Source organism: Glaciecola sp. MF2-115, assembly GCF_047250385.1.
Taxonomy (GTDB): Bacteria; Pseudomonadota; Gammaproteobacteria; order Enterobacterales; family Alteromonadaceae; genus Glaciecola.
Window position 1 is genome coordinate 326637 of sequence record NZ_JBLBVM010000055.1, and the last position, 21479, is coordinate 348115.

General features: G+C 40.9%; 19 protein-coding genes. 10 read left to right on the forward strand and 9 right to left on the reverse strand.

Features of this window, described 5'->3' with window-relative positions; genetic code table 11:
* Positions 1–91 precede the first annotated feature (91 nt).
* The 6 genes from hemA to ACKLNX_RS14685 all read left to right on the forward strand — a co-directional run bounded on the left by hemA (position 92) and on the right by ACKLNX_RS14685 (position 5984).
* Positions 92–1375, forward strand: a complete 1284-nt coding sequence (gene hemA, locus ACKLNX_RS14660) for a glutamyl-tRNA reductase (protein WP_412972893.1) — start codon at positions 92–94, stop codon at positions 1373–1375.
* Positions 1372–2460, forward strand: coding sequence for a peptide chain release factor 1 (prfA, locus tag ACKLNX_RS14665; protein ID WP_411693986.1), 1089 nt, complete (start codon positions 1372–1374; stop codon positions 2458–2460). The genes hemA and prfA overlap by 4 nt, the downstream gene beginning before the upstream one ends.
* Before the next feature lie 10 nt (positions 2461–2470).
* Positions 2471–3580, forward strand: coding sequence for a peptide chain release factor N(5)-glutamine methyltransferase (prmC, locus tag ACKLNX_RS14670; protein ID WP_412972894.1), 1110 nt, complete (start codon positions 2471–2473; stop codon positions 3578–3580).
* Positions 3581–3654: 74 nt separating this feature from the next.
* The gene (locus ACKLNX_RS14675; protein WP_412972895.1) at positions 3655–4032 is read left to right on the forward strand and encodes a SirB2 family protein; all 378 of its coding nucleotides are present in this window, start codon (positions 3655–3657) and stop codon (positions 4030–4032) included.
* A gap of 161 nt (positions 4033–4193) precedes the next feature.
* Complete coding sequence (gene kdsA, locus ACKLNX_RS14680) at positions 4194–5033, forward strand: 3-deoxy-8-phosphooctulonate synthase (RefSeq protein ID WP_412972896.1); 840 nt, start codon at positions 4194–4196, stop codon at positions 5031–5033.
* 297 nt (positions 5034–5330) lie between these two features.
* Positions 5331–5984: an esterase/lipase family protein gene (locus tag ACKLNX_RS14685; RefSeq protein WP_412972897.1), complete on the forward strand. Its 654-nt coding sequence runs from the start codon at positions 5331–5333 to the stop codon at positions 5982–5984.
* Between the two features lie 9 nt (positions 5985–5993).
* Here the strand turns inward: ACKLNX_RS14685 and ACKLNX_RS14690 are convergent, their stop codons facing one another.
* Positions 5994–6470 carry a YchJ family protein gene (locus ACKLNX_RS14690; RefSeq protein WP_412972898.1) on the reverse strand — a complete coding sequence of 159 codons (477 nt, stop codon included), beginning with the start codon at positions 6468–6470 and terminating at the stop codon, positions 5994–5996.
* A 386-nt stretch (positions 6471–6856) separates the two neighbouring features.
* Here ACKLNX_RS14690 and ACKLNX_RS14695 point away from each other — a divergent pair, with 386 nt between their 5' ends.
* Positions 6857–9085 carry an NADP-dependent isocitrate dehydrogenase gene (locus ACKLNX_RS14695; RefSeq protein ID WP_412972899.1) on the forward strand — a complete coding sequence of 743 codons (2229 nt, stop codon included), beginning with the start codon at positions 6857–6859 and terminating at the stop codon, positions 9083–9085.
* Between the two features lie 321 nt (positions 9086–9406).
* Positions 9407–10339 (forward strand): alpha/beta hydrolase, encoded by a 933-nt coding sequence (locus ACKLNX_RS14700; protein WP_412972900.1) that lies wholly within the window; start codon positions 9407–9409, stop codon positions 10337–10339.
* Between the two features lie 385 nt (positions 10340–10724).
* Here ACKLNX_RS14700 and ACKLNX_RS14705 read toward each other — a convergent pair whose 3' ends face one another.
* The 8 genes from ACKLNX_RS14705 to cspD form a co-directional block, all read right to left on the reverse strand.
* Positions 10725–11492, reverse strand: a complete 768-nt coding sequence (locus tag ACKLNX_RS14705; protein ID WP_412972901.1) for a hypothetical protein — start codon at positions 11490–11492, stop codon at positions 10725–10727.
* A gap of 74 nt (positions 11493–11566) precedes the next feature.
* On the reverse strand, positions 11567–12745 hold the full coding sequence (locus ACKLNX_RS14710; protein ID WP_411693977.1) for a JmjC domain-containing protein: 1179 nt from the start codon (positions 12743–12745) through the stop codon (positions 11567–11569).
* Complete coding sequence (locus tag ACKLNX_RS14715) at positions 12742–13986, reverse strand: adenylate/guanylate cyclase domain-containing protein (RefSeq protein ID WP_412972902.1); 1245 nt, start codon at positions 13984–13986, stop codon at positions 12742–12744. The genes ACKLNX_RS14710 and ACKLNX_RS14715 overlap by 4 nt, the downstream gene beginning before the upstream one ends.
* Before the next feature lie 53 nt (positions 13987–14039).
* Positions 14040–15416, reverse strand: coding sequence for an adenylosuccinate lyase (gene purB, locus ACKLNX_RS14720; RefSeq protein WP_412972903.1), 1377 nt, complete (start codon positions 15414–15416; stop codon positions 14040–14042).
* 86 nt (positions 15417–15502) lie between these two features.
* A complete protein-coding gene (hflD, locus tag ACKLNX_RS14725; protein ID WP_411693974.1) occupies positions 15503–16129 on the reverse strand; it encodes a high frequency lysogenization protein HflD in 627 nt (208 codons plus the stop codon).
* 12 nt (positions 16130–16141) lie between these two features.
* Positions 16142–17311: a tRNA 2-thiouridine(34) synthase MnmA gene (gene mnmA, locus ACKLNX_RS14730; protein WP_411693973.1), complete on the reverse strand. Its 1170-nt coding sequence runs from the start codon at positions 17309–17311 to the stop codon at positions 16142–16144.
* A gap of 110 nt (positions 17312–17421) precedes the next feature.
* Positions 17422–18039: a pseudouridine synthase gene (locus ACKLNX_RS14735; RefSeq protein WP_412972904.1), complete on the reverse strand. Its 618-nt coding sequence runs from the start codon at positions 18037–18039 to the stop codon at positions 17422–17424.
* Between the two features lie 177 nt (positions 18040–18216).
* Entirely contained in the window at positions 18217–18438 is a 222-nt protein-coding gene (gene cspD, locus ACKLNX_RS14740) for a cold shock domain-containing protein CspD (protein ID WP_411693971.1), read from the reverse strand.
* Between the two features lie 227 nt (positions 18439–18665).
* Here cspD and clpS point away from each other — a divergent pair, with 227 nt between their 5' ends.
* Both clpS and clpA read left to right on the forward strand, forming a co-directional pair.
* Positions 18666–18989: an ATP-dependent Clp protease adapter ClpS gene (clpS, locus tag ACKLNX_RS14745; protein ID WP_412972905.1), complete on the forward strand. Its 324-nt coding sequence runs from the start codon at positions 18666–18668 to the stop codon at positions 18987–18989.
* Positions 18990–19001: 12 nt separating this feature from the next.
* Entirely contained in the window at positions 19002–21269 is a 2268-nt protein-coding gene (clpA, locus tag ACKLNX_RS14750; protein WP_411693969.1) for an ATP-dependent Clp protease ATP-binding subunit ClpA, read from the forward strand.
* The last annotated feature ends 210 nt before the right edge of the window (positions 21270–21479 follow it).

A 21479-nucleotide genomic window follows, 5' to 3' on the forward strand; every position in this document is an offset into this window, starting at 1 on the left:
GGAATTCTTTAAATTCAATTTCTTTCAATCATATGCGCTTTTTCGTACAATGCCGCGAACAAATCATATATGGCACTATTACCTTTTTTAAATGACCATCATTGCGCTCGGGATTAATCATAAGTCTGCACCAGTTAATTTGCGGGAGAAAGTGGCCTTTTCTCCTGATAAGTTGGCGCATGCATTACAGTCATGCCCGCAGTTTACCGACGCTGAGCAGGTAGTGATCCTATCTACATGCAATAGAACTGAAGTCTACGTAAAGGCGAATGCACCTGAAGATGCTGAAAAGCTCTCCCGATGGTTAGCCGATTTTCACCAGACCGATTATGAAGTCATTAATAAGCATAGCTACATTAAACGCGGTGACGATGCTATTAATCATTTAATGCGAGTTGCATGTGGTTTAGATTCCTTGATTGTTGGTGAACCGCAGATTTTAGGGCAAGTAAAGCAAGCATATACTGAATCTAAAAACGCGGGTAAAATAAACACTGAATTTGAAAAACTATTTCAGTCAACATTTTCAGTGGCGAAGAAGGTACGAACAGATACTGAAATAGGTGCGAATGCGGTGTCTGTTGCATTTGCCGCGGTGCAGTTGGCGAAGCAAATATTTTCAAAGTTAACGCACAGTAACGTTCTGTTAATAGGTGCAGGCGAAACGATTGAGTTGGTTGCTAAACATCTTGTGGATGCTGAAACTAAATCCATCACGGTGGCAAACAGAACATTGTCGAGAGCGAGCAAACTGGCTGAAGAATTGAATGGCAATGCCATTACGATTAGTCAAATTCCTGAGCATTTGTCGCAAGCTGATATAGTAATCAGTTCAACTGCTAGCTCATTGCCATTGATTAGCAGAGGCACGGTATCGACAGCATTGAAATTACGAAAGCATAAACCCATGTTGTTGATTGACTTAGCGGTGCCAAGAGATATCGAAGACCAAGTAGGGGATTTAGATGATGCCTACTTGTATACCGTTGATGATTTACAGAACATCGTAGAGCAAAATGTAGCGAATAGAGAAATTGCAGCGCAGCAAGCTGAACAAATGATAGCTACAATGGTCAGCAGTTACGGTAGTTGGCAGCAGCACTATCAGAACGTCGATTTGATTAAAAATTACCGTGAGAAAGCGGCTCAAACTCGCGATGACGCTTTGCAAAAGGCACTCAAACAAATTGAAGATGGCGCAGCGCCAGATGAGGCTATGAAAGAGTTAGCCTTCAAGTTAACCCAAGCTATGTTGCATGGCCCTACGAAGGCTTTACAGCAGGCAAGCAAACTGTCCAATGATGAACATTTAAATTTCTTAGCAAAAGCCTTAGGTGTTGATGGAACAGAAAAACGAGAAACAGGAAAAGAATGAAACAGTCAGTAATCCAAAAGTTAGAATCCTTAGTAGAACGCTTCGAAGAAGTGCAAGCCTTGCTGGGCGATCCTGGTGTTATTGGAGATCAAGAAAAATTCCGAAATCTGTCCAAAGAATATAAGCAACTTGAAGAAGTTGTAAAACAATTTGGCGCTTTTCAATCTGCACAACAAGATGTGGAATCTGCCCTTGAAATGTTGCAGGAAAACGATCCTGAAATGAAAGAGATGGCACAAGAAGAGTTGAAAGAAAGCAAAGCTCTCGTTGAAGAGTTAGAAAGCAGCCTACAAATATTGTTACTCCCAAGGGATCCAAAAGATGACAACAGTTGTTTCTTGGAAATTCGAGCTGGAGCTGGTGGTGATGAAGCTGCAATCTTCGCAGGTGATTTGTTCCGTATGTACACTCGCTATGCTGAAACCAAGGGTTGGAAGCTAGAGCTCATGAGCGCAAATGAAGGCGACCATGGTGGCTATAAAGAAATCATTGTTAATATCAGCGGTGATGGTGCATATGGCGTGATGAAATTTGAATCTGGTGGGCATAGAGTACAACGAGTTCCTGAGACTGAATCGCAAGGCCGTATTCATACATCTGCTTGCACCGTGGCCGTATTGCCAGAAATTCCAGAGTCTGAAGCAATTGAAATAAACCCAGCGGATCTGCGTGTAGATACTTTCAGAGCATCCGGTGCAGGTGGTCAGCACGTTAACAAAACAGATTCAGCTATTCGCTTAACTCACATACCAACGGGCGTGGTTGTTGAATGTCAGGACGAGCGTTCACAACATAAAAACAGAGCACGAGCGATGTCTGTATTACAAGCTCGCTTGAATCAAATTGAAGAAGACAAGCGTAACGCTGAAGAAGCGAGCACGAGAAAAACCTTAGTGGGAAGTGGTGATCGTTCAGAGCGTATTCGCACATATAACTTCCCTCAAGGGCGAGTAACAGACCACAGGATCAACCTAACACTTTACAAACTTGATGATGTCATTGCCGGTGATTTAGGCGCATTGATGGAGCCAATTCGTCAAGAGCACCAAGCGGACATGCTCGCTTCATTATCTGAAGAGTATTAGTTAGAGCGTGATGCTGAAAAACAATGAAACATTAACGGCAAATGCCAGCATTAAAGACGCCAGTATAAAAGACGCCAAAAGTGAAGGAGCCAGAATAGAAGGTGCCAGAAGTGGAGGTGCCAGAAGTGGAGGTGTTAGCGCTGATAATTCCAGTGTCACCGGTGTTAACACTGAAGGTACAAATGCTAAAGGTGCAAACGCTAAAGGCACTAACGGTAAGGATGTTACTCCTGAAATAGCTAACACCATAAAAGAGCAAGTCTCCTTATGTAAAACGGTTGCAGACGCATGCAGTGTGTGTCGCGACCTGCTGGCACAAAATCAAACTAATCTCAGCTTTAACGACCCAAGCTTAGAGGCTAAAATTTTCGTTGAACATGCGCTGTCAAAAACGTCTTTGCAACTTATTACTCAAAGCGAAGAATTACTCAGCGACAATGATAAACAATCGTTAGTAAACACTCTCATTAAGCGTATTTCAGGTTATCCCGTTGCCTATATTGTTGGTCATCAGCCGTTTTGGACACTTGATTTGAATGTGTCTGAGGATACTTTGATACCACGTGCTGATTCGGAAGTGGTCGTTGAAACAGCTATTTCACTTCCTTTACAAGAGCGTGCAAAAGTACTCGACTTAGGTACGGGCACTGGCGCCATTGCCTTAGCGATTAAAGCTGAGCGCCCGCATTGGAATGTCTTAGCTTGTGATTATAAGAATGATATTATTAAGTTAGCGAAATCTAATGCCGAGCTCAATAAACTTGATGTAAATTTTGTTTTAAGTAATTGGTTTTCTAATATTGAAGATCAAGCTTATGATTTAATCGTATCTAACCCACCATATGTAGAATCGGATTCCGTGTGGCTTCAGCAAGGTGATGTTAGATTCGAACCTCTTAGCGCGCTAACGTCTGGTATAGACGGCTTGGATGATATCAGGCATATTATTTGTCAAGCGCTTGGTTTTTTAAATAGTGGCGGGTACTTGCTGTTAGAACATGGGGAGCAACAAGCTTCTGCTATTCAGCAAATCTTGAAAGAAAACGGGTATGAAAATATCAAAACGATTCAAGATCTTAATGCTTTAGATAGGGCCACAATAGGTCAATTTAATCGCTAACAACGAGCCATAAAAAATCAATTTAAAAGTAACAATAAATAGTTAACACCATAATTATAATAAAGGAAAACACTATGTATCAGGCAGCAATGCACCTTCACGTAACGGCCGTCGTCATTAGCTTGGCGCTTTTCTCTTTCAGATTTGCATTACTTCTTAAAAGTAGCGACATATTGCAAAAGAAGTGGCTGAAAATAACTCCGCATGTTGTTGATACTATTTTATTGGCTTCAGCTTTGTTTATGCTCTTTTATCCCGACAGAGAGTTTGCAAATGCTTGGGTAGCAAGCAAAGTCATTGGTGTGACTTTATATATTTTATCGGGCTTCTTCGCTTTGAAGTGGGCTAAAAATAACAGGTCTCGCGTTATCGGTTTCCTTTGTGCTGTTATTTGGATAATGTTGACAGCATCTGTCGCAACCAGCAAATTGCCATTTTCGTTTTTAATGTAAAGAAATTTTATACACTGAAGCAGTGCGATAGTTTTTGTTGGGCTGCTTCTGTATTACAACTTTATTTACGACAGTGATTTGATGACTGCTCCTTTATAATAGCTTTGCTATGCGTCTACAAGAATTACGAATTAACATACAGACTATAGGATTACTAAGCTGTGATTAAACAAGTAAAAGTACAAGATTTAATGGTTGATAATAATGCACCCTTCGTGCTTTTTGGCGGAATGAATGTATTAGAGTCACGTGACTTAGCAATGCAAATTGCTGAAACGTATAAAGAAATTACCACTAAGTTAGGTATTCCTTATGTGTTTAAAGCATCTTTCGATAAAGCCAATAGGAGTTCGGTCAATTCTTATCGAGGCCCCGGTTTGGAAGAAGGCTTAAAGATTTTTGAAGAAATTAAAAGCCAATTTCATGTACCTATCATCACAGACGTGCATGAACCATATCAAGCTGCACCAGTTGCAGAAGTTGTTGATGTAATTCAATTACCCGCCTTTTTAGCTCGCCAAACAGATCTAGTCGTGGCGATGGCAAAAACAGATGCCGTGATAAACGTCAAAAAGCCACAATTTTTAGCTCCACACGAAATGCGCCATATCATTAAAAAATTTGGCGAAGCGGGAAATGAAAAAATCCTGCTATGTGAGCGTGGTTCATGCTACGGCTACAATAACCTGGTAGTAGATATGCTGGGTATGGATGAGATGAAGACCATGGCACCAGTGATATTTGATGCAACTCATGCTCTACAAAAGCCTGGCGGACGCTCTGATTCTGCAGGTGGTCGCAGACAACAAGCCGCTGAGTTAGCGCGAAGTGGTATGGCTTTAGGAATTGCAGGCTTGTTTATTGAATCTCACCCGAATCCAGATGAAGCGCTATGTGATGGACCATGTGCCTTGCCTCTGGACAAGCTTGAGGGCTATTTGTCACAAATGAAAGCGGTAGATGACTTAGTAAAAAGCTTCGCTCCACTTGATATTAAGTAAATTACAATATTAAGTAAAAAAGCAAGCTAATTTGGAGTGCAATTGCGTTTGTTCGTAACCCTGCTAGCACTCCAATGTTTCTATGTTTATAAGGACTGTAAGTATGCTCGAAATTAGAACTCCTGAGCTAACCAATGGTGCTAAAGCAAAAGTCATTCGTGTGAATTTTGCTGAAGGTGATCGTGTTGAGTCGGGAGATTGTTTGTTTTTTTCATTATCGTTGTGTTTTTGTGAGTATTGATCTTATGGAATTGGCTTTTATAAGGACTGCTTCATTTAATCAAGCAGCTGCAAATCATGACTAAGAAACAAACCGTCATCTTATTACATGGTCTGGCACGCAAAGCCACGTCTATGAATAAACTCGAAACAGCGCTTAAAGAGCAAGGCTTTACAGCCGTCAATGTCGACTATCCTTCTACTAAACATGATATTGAATCACTCGCAGAATCAAGTATAGGTGATGCCATTGACAAAGTTGAAAGAGGTTCCACAATAAATTTTGTCACTCACTCAATGGGGGGAATACTTGTTAGGCAGTATTTGCGTCGGCACAAGATTGAAAACCTAGGAAGAGTTGTTATGTTGGGACCACCTAATTCAGGCAGTGAAGTTGTAGATATCTTAAAAAATATGCCGGGCTTTAAAGCTGTCAATGGACCCGCCGGTATACAGTTATCGGCGAAGGAACATGGATTGCCAAATCAACTAGGGCCAGCCAATTTTGAACTCGGTGTAATTGCAGGTTCACGCAGCATAAACTTAGTTTTATCAACCATGCTACCAATGCCCAATGACGGAAAAGTGTCAGTAGAAAGCACAAAGTTAGAAGGCATGACTGATCACGTAACATTGCCAGTTACGCATACATTTATGATGCGAAATCCAAGTGTGATTGAGCAGGTAATTACTTTCATACAACAAGGTAAGTTTAAGCCTGTAGAGAAATAGAACTGAGCCTTAAGTTCGACAACACTTCTTATATTTTTTGCCGCTCCCACAAGGGCAAGGCTCATTCCTATTAGGCAAAAACTGCCCCGTTTGTTCTTTCATTTCACCTGTCGTGTAAAACCATCGTTCGTCTTGTTTGATAAAGTTTGATAGTTCATGCATTTTGAAAAACTCACCATCTACAGAATATGTCGCAATGAATTCGACAGTTCCTTGTTGACCCGTCCCTTCCTCGTCAGATACTGCAGAGTTAAGAACTTTAAGTTGCAGCCATACGGTATCAGCCGCCGATTCTTTCAGAGATTTAACCGACAATGCTTTAGCCTGGGTTGGCGCGTAGCTTGCCAAAATATATTCATAGTTCTTCAGAACATAAGCACTGAACCTTGAGCGCATTAGTTGCTCAGGATTTGACGCGCTCATATTCGCAATAATGGGTTGGCAGCAATCAGCGAAATCAAGTTCACTGCAACAATAACAAAGCATAGTTTTCTCTAAGACCAAAGTTGGTGATTTGAAAGATACTGAAAATTGCTGAACTGTGCCACTTAAAGAGAATTTATTTTATTTCAAACTTGTAGTATTTTTACGAACTATGCAAAAACGGCAGTATAAGTTGTAATCGCAAAGAGAAGGCTCATATAAACGCCTTGTCTCATCGGATGAGTTGCCAGATCAAGCTCAATTGATCCTATTTCTATATAAAAATAGTTTAAATTCCTTTAAAATACGCGTCGCTGAATTGCATGCGTACATGAATTAATTCATTTTTGAAGCAATTTGTTTGTTATTTAACTACATTGCATACAAATTGGTCCATTCGAAATGAGCACATTATTTTATTTTACAGTTAACAAGCATTAGGAATTTTAATGACTACTGATACATCCAAGATTATTTACACCATTACCGATGAAGCTCCAGCTTTAGCAACGCAATCTTTATTGCCGATCATCAAGGCATTTACTGCATCCTCTGGTATTGATGTTGAAACTCGCGATATTTCTTTAGCTGGTAGAATCATTGCAAACTTCCCTGATTACTTGACTGAAGAGCAGCGCATCGGAGATGCCCTTGCTGAGCTTGGTGAAATGGCCAAGACACCTGAAGCAAACATCATCAAATTGCCTAATATCAGTGCATCTATTCCACAGCTTCAAGCTGTTATTAAAGAGCTTCAAGCAAAAGGCTATGCCTTACCAAATTATCCTGAAGATGCGAAGACCGAAGAAGAAAAGATAATTAAAGCGACTTATGCCAAAGTACTTGGTTCAGCCGTGAATCCAGTTTTACGTGAAGGTAACTCAGACCGCCGTGCGCCAAGTTCTGTAAAGCAGTACGCACGCAACAACCCACATTCAATGGGTGCATGGTCAACTGACTCAAAGTCTCATGTTGCACATATGGAATCTGGTGACTTCTACGGTAGTGAGCAATCAACGACAGTTTCAGGCGGCCAAGATGTTCGTATCGAATTTGTTGCTGGCGATGGTTCGGTAACTACATTAAAAGAAAAAGTATCATTGCTTGATAAAGAAGTGATTGACGCTTCAGTGATGAGCAAATCAGCTTTGGTTGATTTCTTTGATAAAGAAATTAACTCAGCAAAAGAACAAGATGTTTTACTTTCATTACATATGAAAGCAACCATGATGAAAGTATCAGACCCAGTCATTTTTGGTCATGCTGTTGAAGTATTCTACAAAGACGTTTTTGCTAAACATGCGGCTACCTTTGCCGAGCTTGGTGTTGATGTTAAAAACGGTTTAGGTGATGTTTACGCTAAAATCGCTTCTTTGCCAGCAGACAAAAAAGCTGAAATTGAAGCTGATATCCAAGCGGTTTATGCAACTCGTCCAGATATGGCAATGGTTGATTCAGATCGTGGCATCACTAACTTGCATGTTCCAAGTGACGTGATCATTGATGCCTCTATGCCTGCGGCAATTAGAGCGTCTGGTCAAATGTGGGGACCAGATGGTAAACAAAAAGACACCAAATTTATGATCCCAGATCGTAACTATGCGGGTGTTTTTGACTCAGTTGTTGAATTTTGTAAGAAACACGGTGCATTTGATCCAACAACAATGGGTACTGTACCTAACGTTGGACTGATGGCTCAAAAAGCTGAAGAGTATGGTTCACATGATAAGACCTTTATTCAATCTGAAGCTGGTCTTGTCCGCGTTGTAAACGGTGCAGGTGACGTATTACTTTCTCACGCGGTTGAAGAAGGTGATATTTGGAGAATGTGCCAAGCGAAAGATGCACCTATCCAAGATTGGGTAAAGCTTGCAGTTACTCGCGCAAGAGCCACTAATACACCAGCTGTTTTCTGGTTAGATGAAAACCGTGCTCACGACGCCCAGATGATTAAGAAAGTGAACACCTATCTGAAAGACCATGATACCTCTGGTTTAGACATCCAAATCATGAGTCCTGTAGAAGCTACAGAGTTTACATTACAACGCTGTGCAAAAGGTGAAGATACAATCTCAGTTACTGGTAACGTGTTACGTGATTACTTAACGGATTTGTTCCCAATCTTAGAATTAGGAACAAGTGCGAAAATGTTGTCTATTGTGCCACTAATGAATGGCGGTGGATTGTTTGAAACAGGCGCGGGTGGTTCAGCCCCTAAGCACGTTCAACAGTTCGAAAAAGAAAACCACTTACGTTGGGACTCATTAGGTGAGTTTTTGGCATTGGCGGCTTCTTTGGAGCATTTGAGTGTGACTCGTGGTAAGCCAAAAGCGAAAGTTCTAGCGGATACCTTAGATAAAGCGACAGCGAAGTTCTTACAAGAAAACAAATCACCATCACGTAAAGTAAATGAACTTGATAACCGTGGTTCGCACTTTTATCTAGGCACTTATTGGGCACAAGAATTAGCGGCTCAATCTGACGATGCAGATTTGAAAGCGCAGTTTACTCCAGTTGCTGAAAAACTGACTGCAAATGAAGCGACGATTGTAAACGAGTTAAATAGTGCGCAAGGCGTTCCTGTTGATATCAATGGTTACTATTTCGCTGACAATGATTTAGCAGCAAAAGCAATGCGCCCAAGTGCAACATTAAATGAAATTTTAGCGTCAGTTTAAGTGTAGTTAATTGATAAGTTATTAAAACTATCAACTAATTTTATTTGAGAAATACGTTTGAAAATGAAAGGCTAGGTGAGGAATCATCTAGCCTTTTTCTTATGTTACTAAGCAACAAGAAAAACTTTAGACAGTAAGTCTAGTGCTCAATTATTAGGTACGTTCATTTTTACACGATCGCTTTTACACGTTCACTGTATTGCAGTCTCTACCATCCTATTAGAGCCCAGTGTAGCGTTTAACAAGTTACCAAAGTCAAATAGATAATAGATAAGCAAATTCAATTAAGCTAAAACCAATAATAATAAGGAAAGTTGAAAAATGAGATTCTTTGATTCACAACGGAAGCGAACTGCAAGAATAAATACAAGAATAAATACAAGAGTATGTCGCGCAACCGTATTAAGCCTCATGTGCCTTCTGCTAGTAAATTGCAGTGAAGCCAATAGCCATCAAGAAAATACAATCACCGAATCACTTAATAAGCCTAGTAAAGCAAAAGGTTCGGTACTAGTACTAGAAAATGCGGTCAAATTAAGCCGCACAGGCCGGGCTAGGACCTTGCGCATCTACTTGCCCCCCACTTACAACAAAGATATCAACAAACGTTATGCCGTGCTCTACATGCTTGATGCTCAAAATCTATTTGACGATGAAACATCGTATGCTGGTGAGTGGGGTGTTGATGAAAGTATGGATGAACTGGCTGCAAAACATGGTTTAGAGCTTATCGTCGTAGGCATAGACAATCACCCTGAATTTAGACTCAATGAGTACAGCGCTTGGTCAAATGAAAAATATGGAGTGGGTGAGGCCGATGACTTCATAAAAGATGTCGTTGAGGTAGTGAAGGCCTTCGTTGATAAGAATTATAGAACTCAGCCAGATCGCAAGCACACTGGCATGATGGGTAGCTCTCTTGGTGGTTTAGCAAGTCATTATGCCTTGGTTGAACATAAGGATGTATTCGCAATTGGCGGAGTATTTTCACCTTCATATTGGTACGCACCAGCTGCATACGAATTTACCCAAAACAGTCACTTAGCCAAAGACACAAAGTGGTACTTTCTAGCAGGTGAAAAAGAAGGTGAGGGTACAGTTGAAAATATGCAAAGAATGATTCAACAAATTCACATGCAAGGGATCCCTGCTAAGAATATTAAATCAAAAGTCTCTGCTGAAGGTGAGCATAACGAAAGGTTTTGGCGCTCGGAGTTTTCTGATGCGTTGTTGTGGTTGTACAAAGAGCTGTAATAATGATGGAATTTAATAAGCACACTTATACTGTTTAGAAGGTTTAAGTTTAAGGATTCTAATAGCATCACTGGTAAGCTAGCTGTAGACAATCGGTCTGTACTCACCGCTACTTTTTCAAATCTGTGCTCACTAACGTTTGTTTCAACGCTTCTATAGAATTGTTAAGTGCTCCGTAAAAGCGGAATTTGATAGTTAAACGAGGTTTAGAACAAAAGTCACCTTTATACGTTAAGTGAACAGCGTTCATATTAGGTGTACGAAAATAGCACTAGTGATGGTAATGCATATGCAGGCACGATACTATGATCCAGTGATTGAATTCCAAAGTGTCCATACTCTCAAACACTATGCATTCCTAACCAATAATCCATATAAGTACCATCTAAAAAATCTCAGGAGTAAAGCCTGCCAATTCTTGAGGCAAGTGCGGATTAGTTAAGGTAATCAATTTACGCGAAGACAAATTTAGTCGCTCAACTACATCCCCATGATGCTTATCAAACAAGGTTTGATGTTTTCCGCTTTGAATAAGCTCGTTCAATCCAAGTTTTAATTTCTCAGCTAATTCATGGCGCTTTGGATTGACGTAAAAAATCAAAGGAAGTGGGTAGTAGAGTAATATCGATGACTGTATCGCAAGCGTTCCTAGAGGCTCGGCTAGTTGAGTGTACAATGATTCAATTTCGTTTGCCCCTAAAGCAAGGTAATCAAATTGCTTGTTTTGCAAACGCAAAAACAAATCGTCGAGTCTACCCTGTTCCACAACCTTATAATCATTCAGCCTGAACAACTCTGCATCGGCCCATGTTGCCGGTATGCCAATAGACAATTCTTGAAGTTGTTCTTTAGAGCTCAGGCTTTCAAATTTGTATGAAGAACTTCGGCGTATAATTAGCAAGCGATAGCCTAATAAGCCCTTACAAATTGGCTGATTAATGACGATTTTATCTTTATTAGAAAACTTTACATTACCAGCGACAGTCACTAAAACGTCGCAGCCAGTTGTGAAAATGTTACCTTCATCTTCGGCAGAAGGATAATCAGTATTATCCACCTCTATTTCGCTTGGAAGACAATGGGAGAGCAGTTCTAGTTCATAACTTTGTCGAGCTGCTGACTTGTTACCATTCCAAAATTTAATGCTATTCATTAATCCTCACCATGCAATGTGCTGAAATAACTTAAATTATGCTTCGTCTATTCGTCTATTCGTCTATTCGTCTATTAGTCTAACAATACCCAATAGCCAAGGTTTACTAGTTGCATGACAAGCGCAATAAAGTCGGGCTGTTCTAACACCGACACATCTACAGAGGTGTCACTACCTTCACCAATTCGTACTTCCTTAACATTCAGCATGAGTTCTAAAACTGCACGAAGTGTTTTGCTTGCCTTAAATTCATTGCCATCTATGTAAAATATAAACTGCTCATTGGATTGCTCTTGTGCATAAACCGGTTTTACTCCCGTCATTCTTGCTAAGGTAGCGCCTTCTAATAAAGCTGCTTTTATTTCGTCGCTGTCATAATCAGCATTTAAAGCCTCATCACTTGGCAAGCTTTGGCGACTCAAGAATTGTAGTAGAGCATTATCTGCTGATTCAGAATCGAGAAAAGCTTGCAGCAGTTGTTTTATTTTCTGAATTTCGTTTGAACTTACGGCAGAGCTATTATTTGTATTTTTATCTTTTGTATTTCTTAGACGAGAAATGTCTGGATCGGTGTAGCGTAATGATTCTGCAGGCTCGATGCGATTTTCATCAATTAGACCGCTTAACATTTCAAGTGATGTTGGCGCTCTAAAACCAATGCTGTAGTTAAGGCAGTCACTCAATGCGACACCATTGTGCGGGTGCTTTGGCGGTATGTATACAACATCGCCGGGCAGGAGAACTTCGTCTATAACCGCTTCGAAGCCATCAATTTGCCTAAGCAAAGGGTGGGGAATTGACTCAGCGTAATCTCCCGGTAGACCAACCTGCCAGCGTCTTTTTCCTTTCCCTTGAATGATAAATACATCGTATTGGTCAGTATGTGGGCCAACGCCGGCCCCTTCGTTTGAAAAACTAATCATGACATCGTCTAATCGCCAGTTTGGAATGAAATTAACTAAATCTGTCAATTCGTCTACTTCATCGATATAACGATCAACTCCTTGAACAAGCAAAGACCAAGCGCCAACACATAGCTCTTCAAAGTCTTCAATTGGCCCTTGTGTGGCAATCCATTGTTGATTTGAATACGAGACAATGCGACTGTCAATGTCAGGCTCCTGCGCTAAACCGGCTAATTCATGTTCGTCAATGGGATCGACAAACGACTTTATAAAACCTCTTATGACACACGGTTTTTTCTGCCAGTATTCGGCTAAAAAGAGAGATTGGTCGAATTCAGTAATGATCATTTAATACCTAACAATTTATATACGGTAAGCTGTCCCAAACCTTTCAATTGCGCTGAAAAACCGGAACAAAATTGATAATACTGCATACTATACAGCATGGTCTGTTGGCATACTTGAATTTCTCTGTTCGCGGCACTGGATTCAAGCCTTGAAGCTAGGTTCATAGTATTACCCCAAACATCAAAAGCTGGCCTTGATTGGCCTATTATTCCTGAAATTGCGTTGCCAGACGCGATACCTATTTTTATGCCAATATTTCCTCCAGCCTCAAGTTCGAACTCCTTGCTAATACTCAGTGCAAATTCACAGCATCGCTGACAGGTTTCATAGGCACTCATTTTTTCACTTTCCAGTCCGATGGCGGCAATGTATTGATCACCATTTGTTTTAATTTTAGTGACATTGTACTGCTCTGAAATAGTATCGAAAACAGAATAAATGCGGTGTAAAAACAAGACCAAGTTTCTATCAGACGTTTGCCGACTAAATGGTGTAAATTGAGTGAAATCGATAAATATGATGCTACAAAATGCGTGTTCGTTTATGCAGTCTTCAATCTGTAAGCGCTTTGCAGATATTAAGTAATTAGCCAGGTGGCTTGGGATGACCTTGAGTAACAGTTCTCTAGTTTTTTGTTCGTTCGCCTGCATTGCTTGCCAACTTCGATTCATTTGGCGGCGGATCCATGTTGCCAGCAGAAAGCAAGCCGCGCAGAGTGCTAGTGTATTTACCTTAATGAGTTCAATCTGCCAAGCGTAGGTTTCTTGAGAAAAGGCAAAAACGTTTTGAAAGTAGATAAATAACCCACAAAATACACACAAGGTTATCCACAGTTGTTTCTTCTCATGTTGATGGAAGAAGTTTAGGCTCGCGAACATTCCCAATAGAAAATAGAACTGAATATTTACGTCGCTTTTCCACAGCAAAATGGCGATGATCAGATAGCTAATATAGGCCAATATTAGTAACCATCTAGCGAGCTCAAAATAGCGTAATTTAGTAAGAAAGAAGGCTGTCGAAAAACAAGCCATATGCACTAAGACGTTAATGACATGCAGCGGCGTATTAGTATTGTGAGTAAACCAGATAAGTTTAAACGATTGAATAAACAGGATTAGGCACAAGCAAAGACAAACACCAGCTAGAATGTTGGCTCGTTTGCTTGCTTTAGAAGCTGACGTAAATGGCTTGTGTTTTAAATGCTCAAAATACTGCTTGAGCGCAGGAATAGGGGTAAACATGACACACATCCTTGTGAGTCTTTAATATATTTACCCTCAAGTGTTGCAGGAAGTTAATCAGCTAACAACTGATCGACTAGCCTGATTGCGTCACCTATGTAAGTTTCGGGTGACAATTGTTTCAATTCTACTTTTACTTCTTCAGGCAGTTCTAGTTTATCTATGAATTCAGCCATTACTAATGCATTTACTTTTTTGCCTCGAGTCAGTTCTTTTAGCTTCTCATAAGGCTTTTCAATACCGTAGCGACGCATAACTGTTTGAATTGGCTCTGCTAGCAACTCCCAGTTATTATCAAGTTCCGCTCGTAAGCTTGCTTCGTTAACTTGTAACTTACTAATGCCTTTCAATGTAGCTTGATAAGCAATAACTGCATAGCCCAAGCCTACACCTAAGTTTCTTAGTACGGTTGAATCTGTTAGATCTCGTTGCCAGCGGCTAACAGGAAGCTTTGTGGCTAAATGACCCAGAATTGCGTTGGCGATGCCTAAATTACCCTCTGAGTTTTCGAAATCAATTGGATTAACTTTATGCGGCATGGTTGAAGAACCAATTTCGCCAGCAATGGTTCTTTGTTTAAAGTGACCTAATGCTATGTAACCCCAAATATCTCTGTCAAAATCAATTAGGATCGTATTAAAGCGTGCGATTGCATCATACAACTCGGCAATGTAATCATGTGGTTCAATTTGTGTTGTAAACGGATTCCAAGTAATACCAAGACCACTCACAAATTGCTCTGCGAATGCATGCCAATCAGTGTTTGGATAAGCACTTAGGTGAGCATTGTAGTTACCTACGGCACCATTTATTTTACCTAGTAATTCAACACCCGCAATTTGCGCTCTTTGGCGTTTTAAGCGCATTGCGACGTTTGCCATTTCTTTGCCCATCGTAGTAGGTGAAGCAGGCTGACCGTGTGTTCTGGCCATCATTGGGATAGATTTATATTCTTTGGCTAAGCGCGTTAACTCGGAAATGAGTTTGTCACAATAAGGAAGTAACACTTCATCACGACCGCCCTTAAGCATTAAAGCGTGAGACAGGTTGTTAATGTCTTCGGACGTACATGCAAAATGAATGAATTCATTAATGGCTTGTATTTCAGCATTATCTGCAACACGTTCTTTTAAAAAGTATTCAACGGCTTTCACATCGTGATTTGTTGTTGCTTCGATATCTTTAATACGCTGAGCATCGCCTTCACTAAAGTTATCGACAATATTATTCAAGACTTGGTCAGCGCTTTCACTAAAGGCTGGCACTTCAACAATGTCTTGATGTTTTGCAAGCGCTTGTAACCATCTTACTTCAACGATAACGCGTTGTTTGATCAAACCATATTCGCTGAAATATTCTCTTAACTCTTTGGTTTTACTGCCATAACGGCCATCCACAGGTGAAAGTGCGGAAAGTGCGGATAGGTTCATTGTGAGTCCTTAATAAATATAAATTACGAATAAATTTGTGTACTGAACTGCAAGCAGTCCGTCATAGCTCCGTCAAAATCATTGCTTTAAGAAATGACTCTGACAGCTTGTTTTGCCGCTTTCAAAATTTGACTTTTTCTAAACAATATATGTCTACGTTTGCCACCCATTTGTCGCCAAAGCACTGCCGAGCGTACACCCGCTAGCAATAGGGCACGCACTTTATGTTGGTTCGTTTCCTGGCTAAGGTGCTGTTGATTGCCGGCAATTTGAATTTTGGGTGCAAGAGGGCTGACTACATCTGTATAGACGCTGGCTAATGATGACATAATTTGGCTGTGCTCAAAATCGACATGTGCTAACTGACGCTGTACATGTGAAATGCGGTCTGCCAATTTGTCTAATGCTGTTGGGTGCTTACTAAGTTTGCGTTCTAGACTCAGGATAGAAGCAATGTAACGGGTAATTTCAGCATCTTTATGGCGGCTCTCATTATCCAATTGAGCCACTAATGTAACAAAACCAGTTTTCAGGTTGGGTAAGGCGCCATAGACTTGCTGTGGGCTATCTGGGTTTGTCACCAAAATACTTGAAACACTGGTTTCAATCGCTTGAGGATCTGCACTGCCTTTGCGCGCTACACTCTGCACTAGCGCTGCCGCTTGGCATACACCCGCTAACGCTATGTGACGTTCTATATCAGGGCTTATCATATGTTTATACCCTTATTTATCATTCGCAATTGGCGGAAAGGTTTTTAGTTCATTGTTAACTAAATAGCCATCTATGATGCCACCACCTAGACAAATGTCATCGATATAAAATACAGCCGATTGGCCTGGAGTGACTGCTTTTTGTGGTTCATCAAAGACGACTTTCACGCTGCCATCGTTTTGAGGTGTGACGGTACATGGAATGTCAGATTGACGATAGCGTGTTTTTACCATCATTTTTGTTGTTTCTAGTGGGCCGACTCTATCTACCCAATGTAGCTGATTTGCAATCAATCCCTCCGAATATAGGCGAGGGTGATCGGCACCTTGGCCAACAATGAGTACGTTACGAGCAACATCTTTATCGACCACATACCAAGGCTCATCGCCGTGCTCTTTTTTACCACCAATCAGCAAGCCTTTGCGCTGCCCTAACGTATGGTACATAAGGCCATCATGCTTGCCAATTTCTTCACCTTCGGTAGTTTCAATAATGCCCGGTTTAGCGGGTAAGTATTGCCCTAGAAAGTCTTTGAACTTTCTTTCGCCTATGAAGCAAATGCCGGTACTGTCTTTTTTGTTGTGAGTTACGAGGCCTTGTTCTTCCGCAATTTCACGTACCTTTGGCTTTTCAATGTCGCCTACTGGAAAGAGTGTTTTGGCTATATGTTCATGGCTCAAGGTATATAAAAAGTAACTTTGATCTTTGTTGCTATCATGTCCGCGCACCATCTTCCACTTGCCGTCTTCAAAGCGGCGCTGCACGTAATGTCCAGTAGCGATGTAGTCTGCGCCTAAATCTTCAGCAGCAAACTCTAAGAAAGCTTTAAACTTGATTTCCTTGTTACACATGATATCAGGGTTTGGTGTGCGACCCGCTTTGTATTCTTCAAGGAAATATTCAAATACGTTGTCCCAATATTCGGCAGCAAAATTAATTTGGTGTAAGTAAATTCCTAATTTGTCAGCAACAGCTTGTGCATCCGCTAAATCCTCTGCGGCTGCGCAATATTCATCATTGTCATCTTCCTCCCAGTTTTTCATGAACAAACCTTCAACTTGATAACCTTCCTGTTGAAGAAGATAGGCAGACACTGAAGAGTCTACACCGCCGGACATGCCTACGATTACCTTAATTTCAGAATTGGATTTAGATGAGCTGGGCGAATTGTTGTCAGTCAACGAAGAGCTACCTTATGTGTTTATTATTTGAACTGCTAGCGAATGAGGGCGCAGATAATAGCAATTTTTGCGGCACTTTTATAGTTTCAGATGAAGCAAAATCAACTAAATTATTCCGATTTTTTAGTCTTCAATTCGACATACTCACCGTTTGCAATATTATCTAAAGTCCACTTTCCAATTCGATATCTAATTAAACGCAGAGTGGGGTAGCCAATGTGAGCTGTCATCCGACGAACTTGTCTGTTGCGCCCTTCAGTAATTGTAATGGATAGCCAGGTGGTTGGAATGTTTGCTCGGAATCTAACTGGGGGAGTGCGTTCCCAAACATCGGGTGCTGGCATTACTTCGACTAAGGCAGGAACGGTTGGCCCATCGTTAAGGGTGATGCCTGTTCGAAGCTTGTCTAAGTCACTTTCTGTAGGTTGGCCTTCAACTTGAACCCAGTAGGTTTTACTTGTTTTATTCTTGGGCGATGAAATCTTATTCGCGAGTTTGCCATCATTGGTCAATACCAAAAGCCCTTCACTGTCGCGGTCGAGTCTACCTGCTGCATATACATTTGGAATTGGAATGAAGTCTTTGAGGGTTTTACGCCCGTCCTGATCGGTAAATTGGGTTAGCACCAAGTAAGGCTTGTTAAAAAGCACAGTTTTACTGGGCTCTGTGGGCTTTTGCTCTTGTTTCTTTCTGCGGCGACTAAAATACGTTGATTGCGAGTTTTTCACGACAAGATTCCGCCAGAGCGTTTTATTCAGAAATTAATGAAAATAATTATGCCATGAAGAGGAGGGATTCGTAAGGTTCTTTTTACGTTTTAGCTTAGCCCATGAGCAACAGACACAAAAAAGCAGGACGTTATCCCGCTTTTTATGTCTATTTAAATGCTTTCGTTTATTTCTCGATTATCTTTCTGGCTCTTCGCCGCTCAAACCGATATTTTCCGCATGTAAACCTTTGGGACCTTGTTGGACTTCATAAGTCACTTCTTGGCCCGCTTTAAGAGATCGATATCCATCCATTTTGATTGTCGAATAATGCGCAAAGATATCTTCGCCGCCATCTTCCGGCACGATGAAACCAAATCCCTTAGCATTGTTAAACCATTTAACTTTGCCGACTGCCATACCACTACTTCCTTTTCTTGATCCTTGAATTACCGCAAATATGCCCCCACAATAAAGAAGACAACAGGAGTGTGACTCACAACAAAAGCATCACATAGTAAAACTGTAGTTTTTTTAACCAGCAATTGTCAAGTAGAAATTACATATAATGACGATTTGATAAAAAAACTGTTCCTGTTACCACTTTTGACACTATTATAGTATCAAGGCGAAAAGAATAAGTAACTATGACAAAAGAAAATATCATCAGTATTGACGGCGAAAAGCAAATTGATACCGTTAAGAAGAAAGTTGAGCCACCACCAATGTATAAAGTGATGCTCAATAATGACGACTATACGCCTATGGATTTTGTGATTGAAGTGCTAATGACCTTCTTTAACATTGATTCCGAGAAGGCAAACCAGCTTATGCTTACGGTTCATTATCAAGGCAAAGCAGTTTGTGGCATATATACTGCAGAGATTGCAGAAACGAAAGTGATGCAGGTGAATCAATATTCACGCAAAAACCATCATCCATTAATGTGCACGATGGAACCGGCGCAATAGTAAGGGGAAGTAATGTTAAATAAAGATTTAGAACAAACATTGAATGAAGCCTTTGTTTTCGCGCGTCAGCATCGTCATGAGTTTATGACCGTTGAGCATTTATTGCTTATGCTGCTCGATAACTCAGCCGCTCAAGAGGCTTTAAAAGCGTGTGGAGCGAGTATCGAAACGCTGCGCACAGAACTGACTGACTTCGTCAATGAAACGACACCTCTAATGTCAGAGCAACAGAGTACTGAGCGTGAAACACAACCTACGCTCGGCTTTCAACGTGTGCTTCAACGAGCTGTATTCCACGTGCAATCATCTGGAAAAGGCGAAGTTACGGGTGCCAATGTATTGGTAGCTATTTTTAGCGAACAAGAATCGCAAGCCGTTTACATTCTTAAGAAAGCTGATGTAACACGCTTAGATGTGGTCAATTATATCTCGCACGGTGTTAGCAAAGCCGATGACGACTCGCACACGCCTGAAGAAGTACAAGAAGAAGGGGCTGAAAACGAAGAAGATCAGTCAATGCTGTCAAAATATGCCAGCAACCTAAATGTTGCCGCTAAAGATGGCAAGATTGACCCGCTTATTGGTCGTGACCAAGAATTAGAAAGAACGATTCAAATACTATGTCGTCGTCGCAAAAACAATCCTTTGTTGGTAGGTGAAGCTGGTGTTGGTAAAACGGCTATTGCTGAAGGACTTGCATATAGGATTGTGCAGGAAGATGTACCAGATGTTATTGCATCTTCGACTGTTTACTCTCTGGATTTAGGTGGCTTGCTAGCTGGAACTAAATATCGTGGTGACTTCGAAAAACGTTTGAAAGGCATCTTGAAAGAGCTTAGTAAAGATCCTGATGCGATTTTATTTATCGATGAAATTCATACCATCATTGGTGCCGGTGCGGCATCAGGTGGCGTAATGGATGCGTCGAATTTATTGAAGCCTAAGTTAAGTAGCGGTGAATTGCGTTGCATAGGGTCTACAACCTACCAAGAATATCAAGGTATTTTCGAAAAAGATCGTGCGCTTGCTCGTCGTTTCCAAAAAGTGGATGTAGTTGAGCCTAGCGTTCATGATACAACGAAGATATTGATGGGGCTGAAATCCCGTTATGAAGAACACCACAGTGTGCGCTTTACGCAAAAAGCGCTAGCTGCGGCCGCTGAGCTTTCTGCAAAGTATATCAACGAGCGTTTCTTACCAGATAAAGCCATTGATGTGATGGATGAAGCTGGCGCCAGCCAACGTCTATTGCCAGCATCTAAGCGCAAGAAAACGATCAATGTGGGTGATATTGAGCAGATCATAGCCAAGATAGCTCGTATTCCTGAGAAGTCCGTTTCAGCCTCTGATAAGGATGTTCTGAAGAATCTGGGGCGTAACCTTAAAATGGTTGTGTTCGGTCAAGACGAAGCTATCGATACGCTCTCAGATGCAATTCAGCTATCTCGTTCAGGTTTAGGCAACGAAGCGAAACCGATTGGTAATTTCCTATTTGCAGGCCCAACAGGTGTCGGTAAAACAGAAGTTACTCAACAACTTGCCAAAATTATGGGCGTTGAATTAGCACGTTTCGACATGTCTGAGTATATGGAACGTCATGCAGTTTCCCGTTTAATCGGTGCTCCTCCAGGTTATGTGGGTTATGACCAAGGTGGATTATTAACTGACGCTGTCATCAAAAATCCATATTGCGTGGTCTTGCTTGATGAGATGGAAAAAGCGCATTCGGATATTTACAATATTTTGTTGCAAGTCATGGACCACGGTACATTGACAGACAACAATGGTCGTAAAGTTGACTTTAGAAATGTGGTCTTAGTAATGACGACTAACGCAGGTGTGCAGCAAACTGTGCGCAAATCGATTGGCTTTAAAGAGCAAGATCATAGCCATGATGCAATGTCTGAAATTAATAAAACCTTTTCACCAGAATTCAGAAACAGATTGGACGGTATCGTTTGGTTTAATCATCTGAATGAAGATGTGATTCTGCAAGTTGTTGATAAATTCATTATTGAATTACAAGCGCAACTTGATCAGAAAGGTGTTTCTTTAGAAGTGTCAGAAAAAGCCCGTAATTGGTTAGCGAAGAAAGGCTATGATAAGTCGATGGGAGCAAGACCGATGGCTCGCATTATTCAGGAAAAACTGAAAAAAGAACTGGCGTCTGAGCTATTGTTCGGGAAATTAAGCAATGGTGGGGAAGTGAAAGTCGACTTCAGCAAAGATGCTTTAACCTTTGACTATGTGCCGGTAACTAAGGCGAAGACGGAAGCTTAGTTTTCGTTTTCAATGAAAATAAAAAAGCTTCCATCAAAGCTATATTAAAAAACCGCCGAAAGGCGGTTTTTTGTTGAAACTTTTTTCTTGTTTACTTCACAACATAAGGTTATGACAAGAGAGAGTCGTTTTAGACCAAGCGTTTTAATTGCGGTAGCGTCACGAAAAAGTTGCAAACCATTCAGTTGGTGAATCAGAGTGCGAATTATT

What these genes read in the sequence shown, in the direction of transcription:
- ACKLNX_RS14695 (WP_412972899.1), top strand. Translation starts at nt 6,857, where the DNA reads ATGACTACTGATACATCCAAGATTATTTACACCATTACCGATGAAGCT.
- ACKLNX_RS14675 (WP_412972895.1), top strand. Translation starts at nt 3,655, where the DNA reads ATGTATCAGGCAGCAATGCACCTTCACGTAACGGCCGTCGTCATTAGC.
- ACKLNX_RS14710 (WP_411693977.1), bottom strand. Translation starts at nt 12,745, where the DNA reads ATGATCATTACTGAATTCGACCAATCTCTCTTTTTAGCCGAATACTGG.
- ACKLNX_RS14715 (WP_412972902.1), bottom strand. Translation starts at nt 13,986, where the DNA reads ATGTTTACCCCTATTCCTGCGCTCAAGCAGTATTTTGAGCATTTAAAA.
- clpA (WP_411693969.1), top strand. Translation starts at nt 19,002, where the DNA reads ATGTTAAATAAAGATTTAGAACAAACATTGAATGAAGCCTTTGTTTTC.
- ACKLNX_RS14685 (WP_412972897.1), top strand. Translation starts at nt 5,331, where the DNA reads ATGACTAAGAAACAAACCGTCATCTTATTACATGGTCTGGCACGCAAA.
- prfA (WP_411693986.1), top strand. Translation starts at nt 1,372, where the DNA reads ATGAAACAGTCAGTAATCCAAAAGTTAGAATCCTTAGTAGAACGCTTC.
- purB (WP_412972903.1), bottom strand. Translation starts at nt 15,416, where the DNA reads ATGAACCTATCCGCACTTTCCGCACTTTCACCTGTGGATGGCCGTTAT.
- cspD (WP_411693971.1), bottom strand. Translation starts at nt 18,438, where the DNA reads ATGGCAGTCGGCAAAGTTAAATGGTTTAACAATGCTAAGGGATTTGGT.
- hflD (WP_411693974.1), bottom strand. Translation starts at nt 16,129, where the DNA reads ATGATAAGCCCTGATATAGAACGTCACATAGCGTTAGCGGGTGTATGC.
- ACKLNX_RS14705 (WP_412972901.1), bottom strand. Translation starts at nt 11,492, where the DNA reads ATGAATAGCATTAAATTTTGGAATGGTAACAAGTCAGCAGCTCGACAA.
- prmC (WP_412972894.1), top strand. Translation starts at nt 2,471, where the DNA reads ATGCTGAAAAACAATGAAACATTAACGGCAAATGCCAGCATTAAAGAC.
- clpS (WP_412972905.1), top strand. Translation starts at nt 18,666, where the DNA reads ATGACAAAAGAAAATATCATCAGTATTGACGGCGAAAAGCAAATTGAT.
- ACKLNX_RS14690 (WP_412972898.1), bottom strand. Translation starts at nt 6,470, where the DNA reads ATGCTTTGTTATTGTTGCAGTGAACTTGATTTCGCTGATTGCTGCCAA.
- hemA (WP_412972893.1), top strand. Translation starts at nt 92, where the DNA reads ATGACCATCATTGCGCTCGGGATTAATCATAAGTCTGCACCAGTTAAT.
- ACKLNX_RS14700 (WP_412972900.1), top strand. Translation starts at nt 9,407, where the DNA reads ATGAGATTCTTTGATTCACAACGGAAGCGAACTGCAAGAATAAATACA.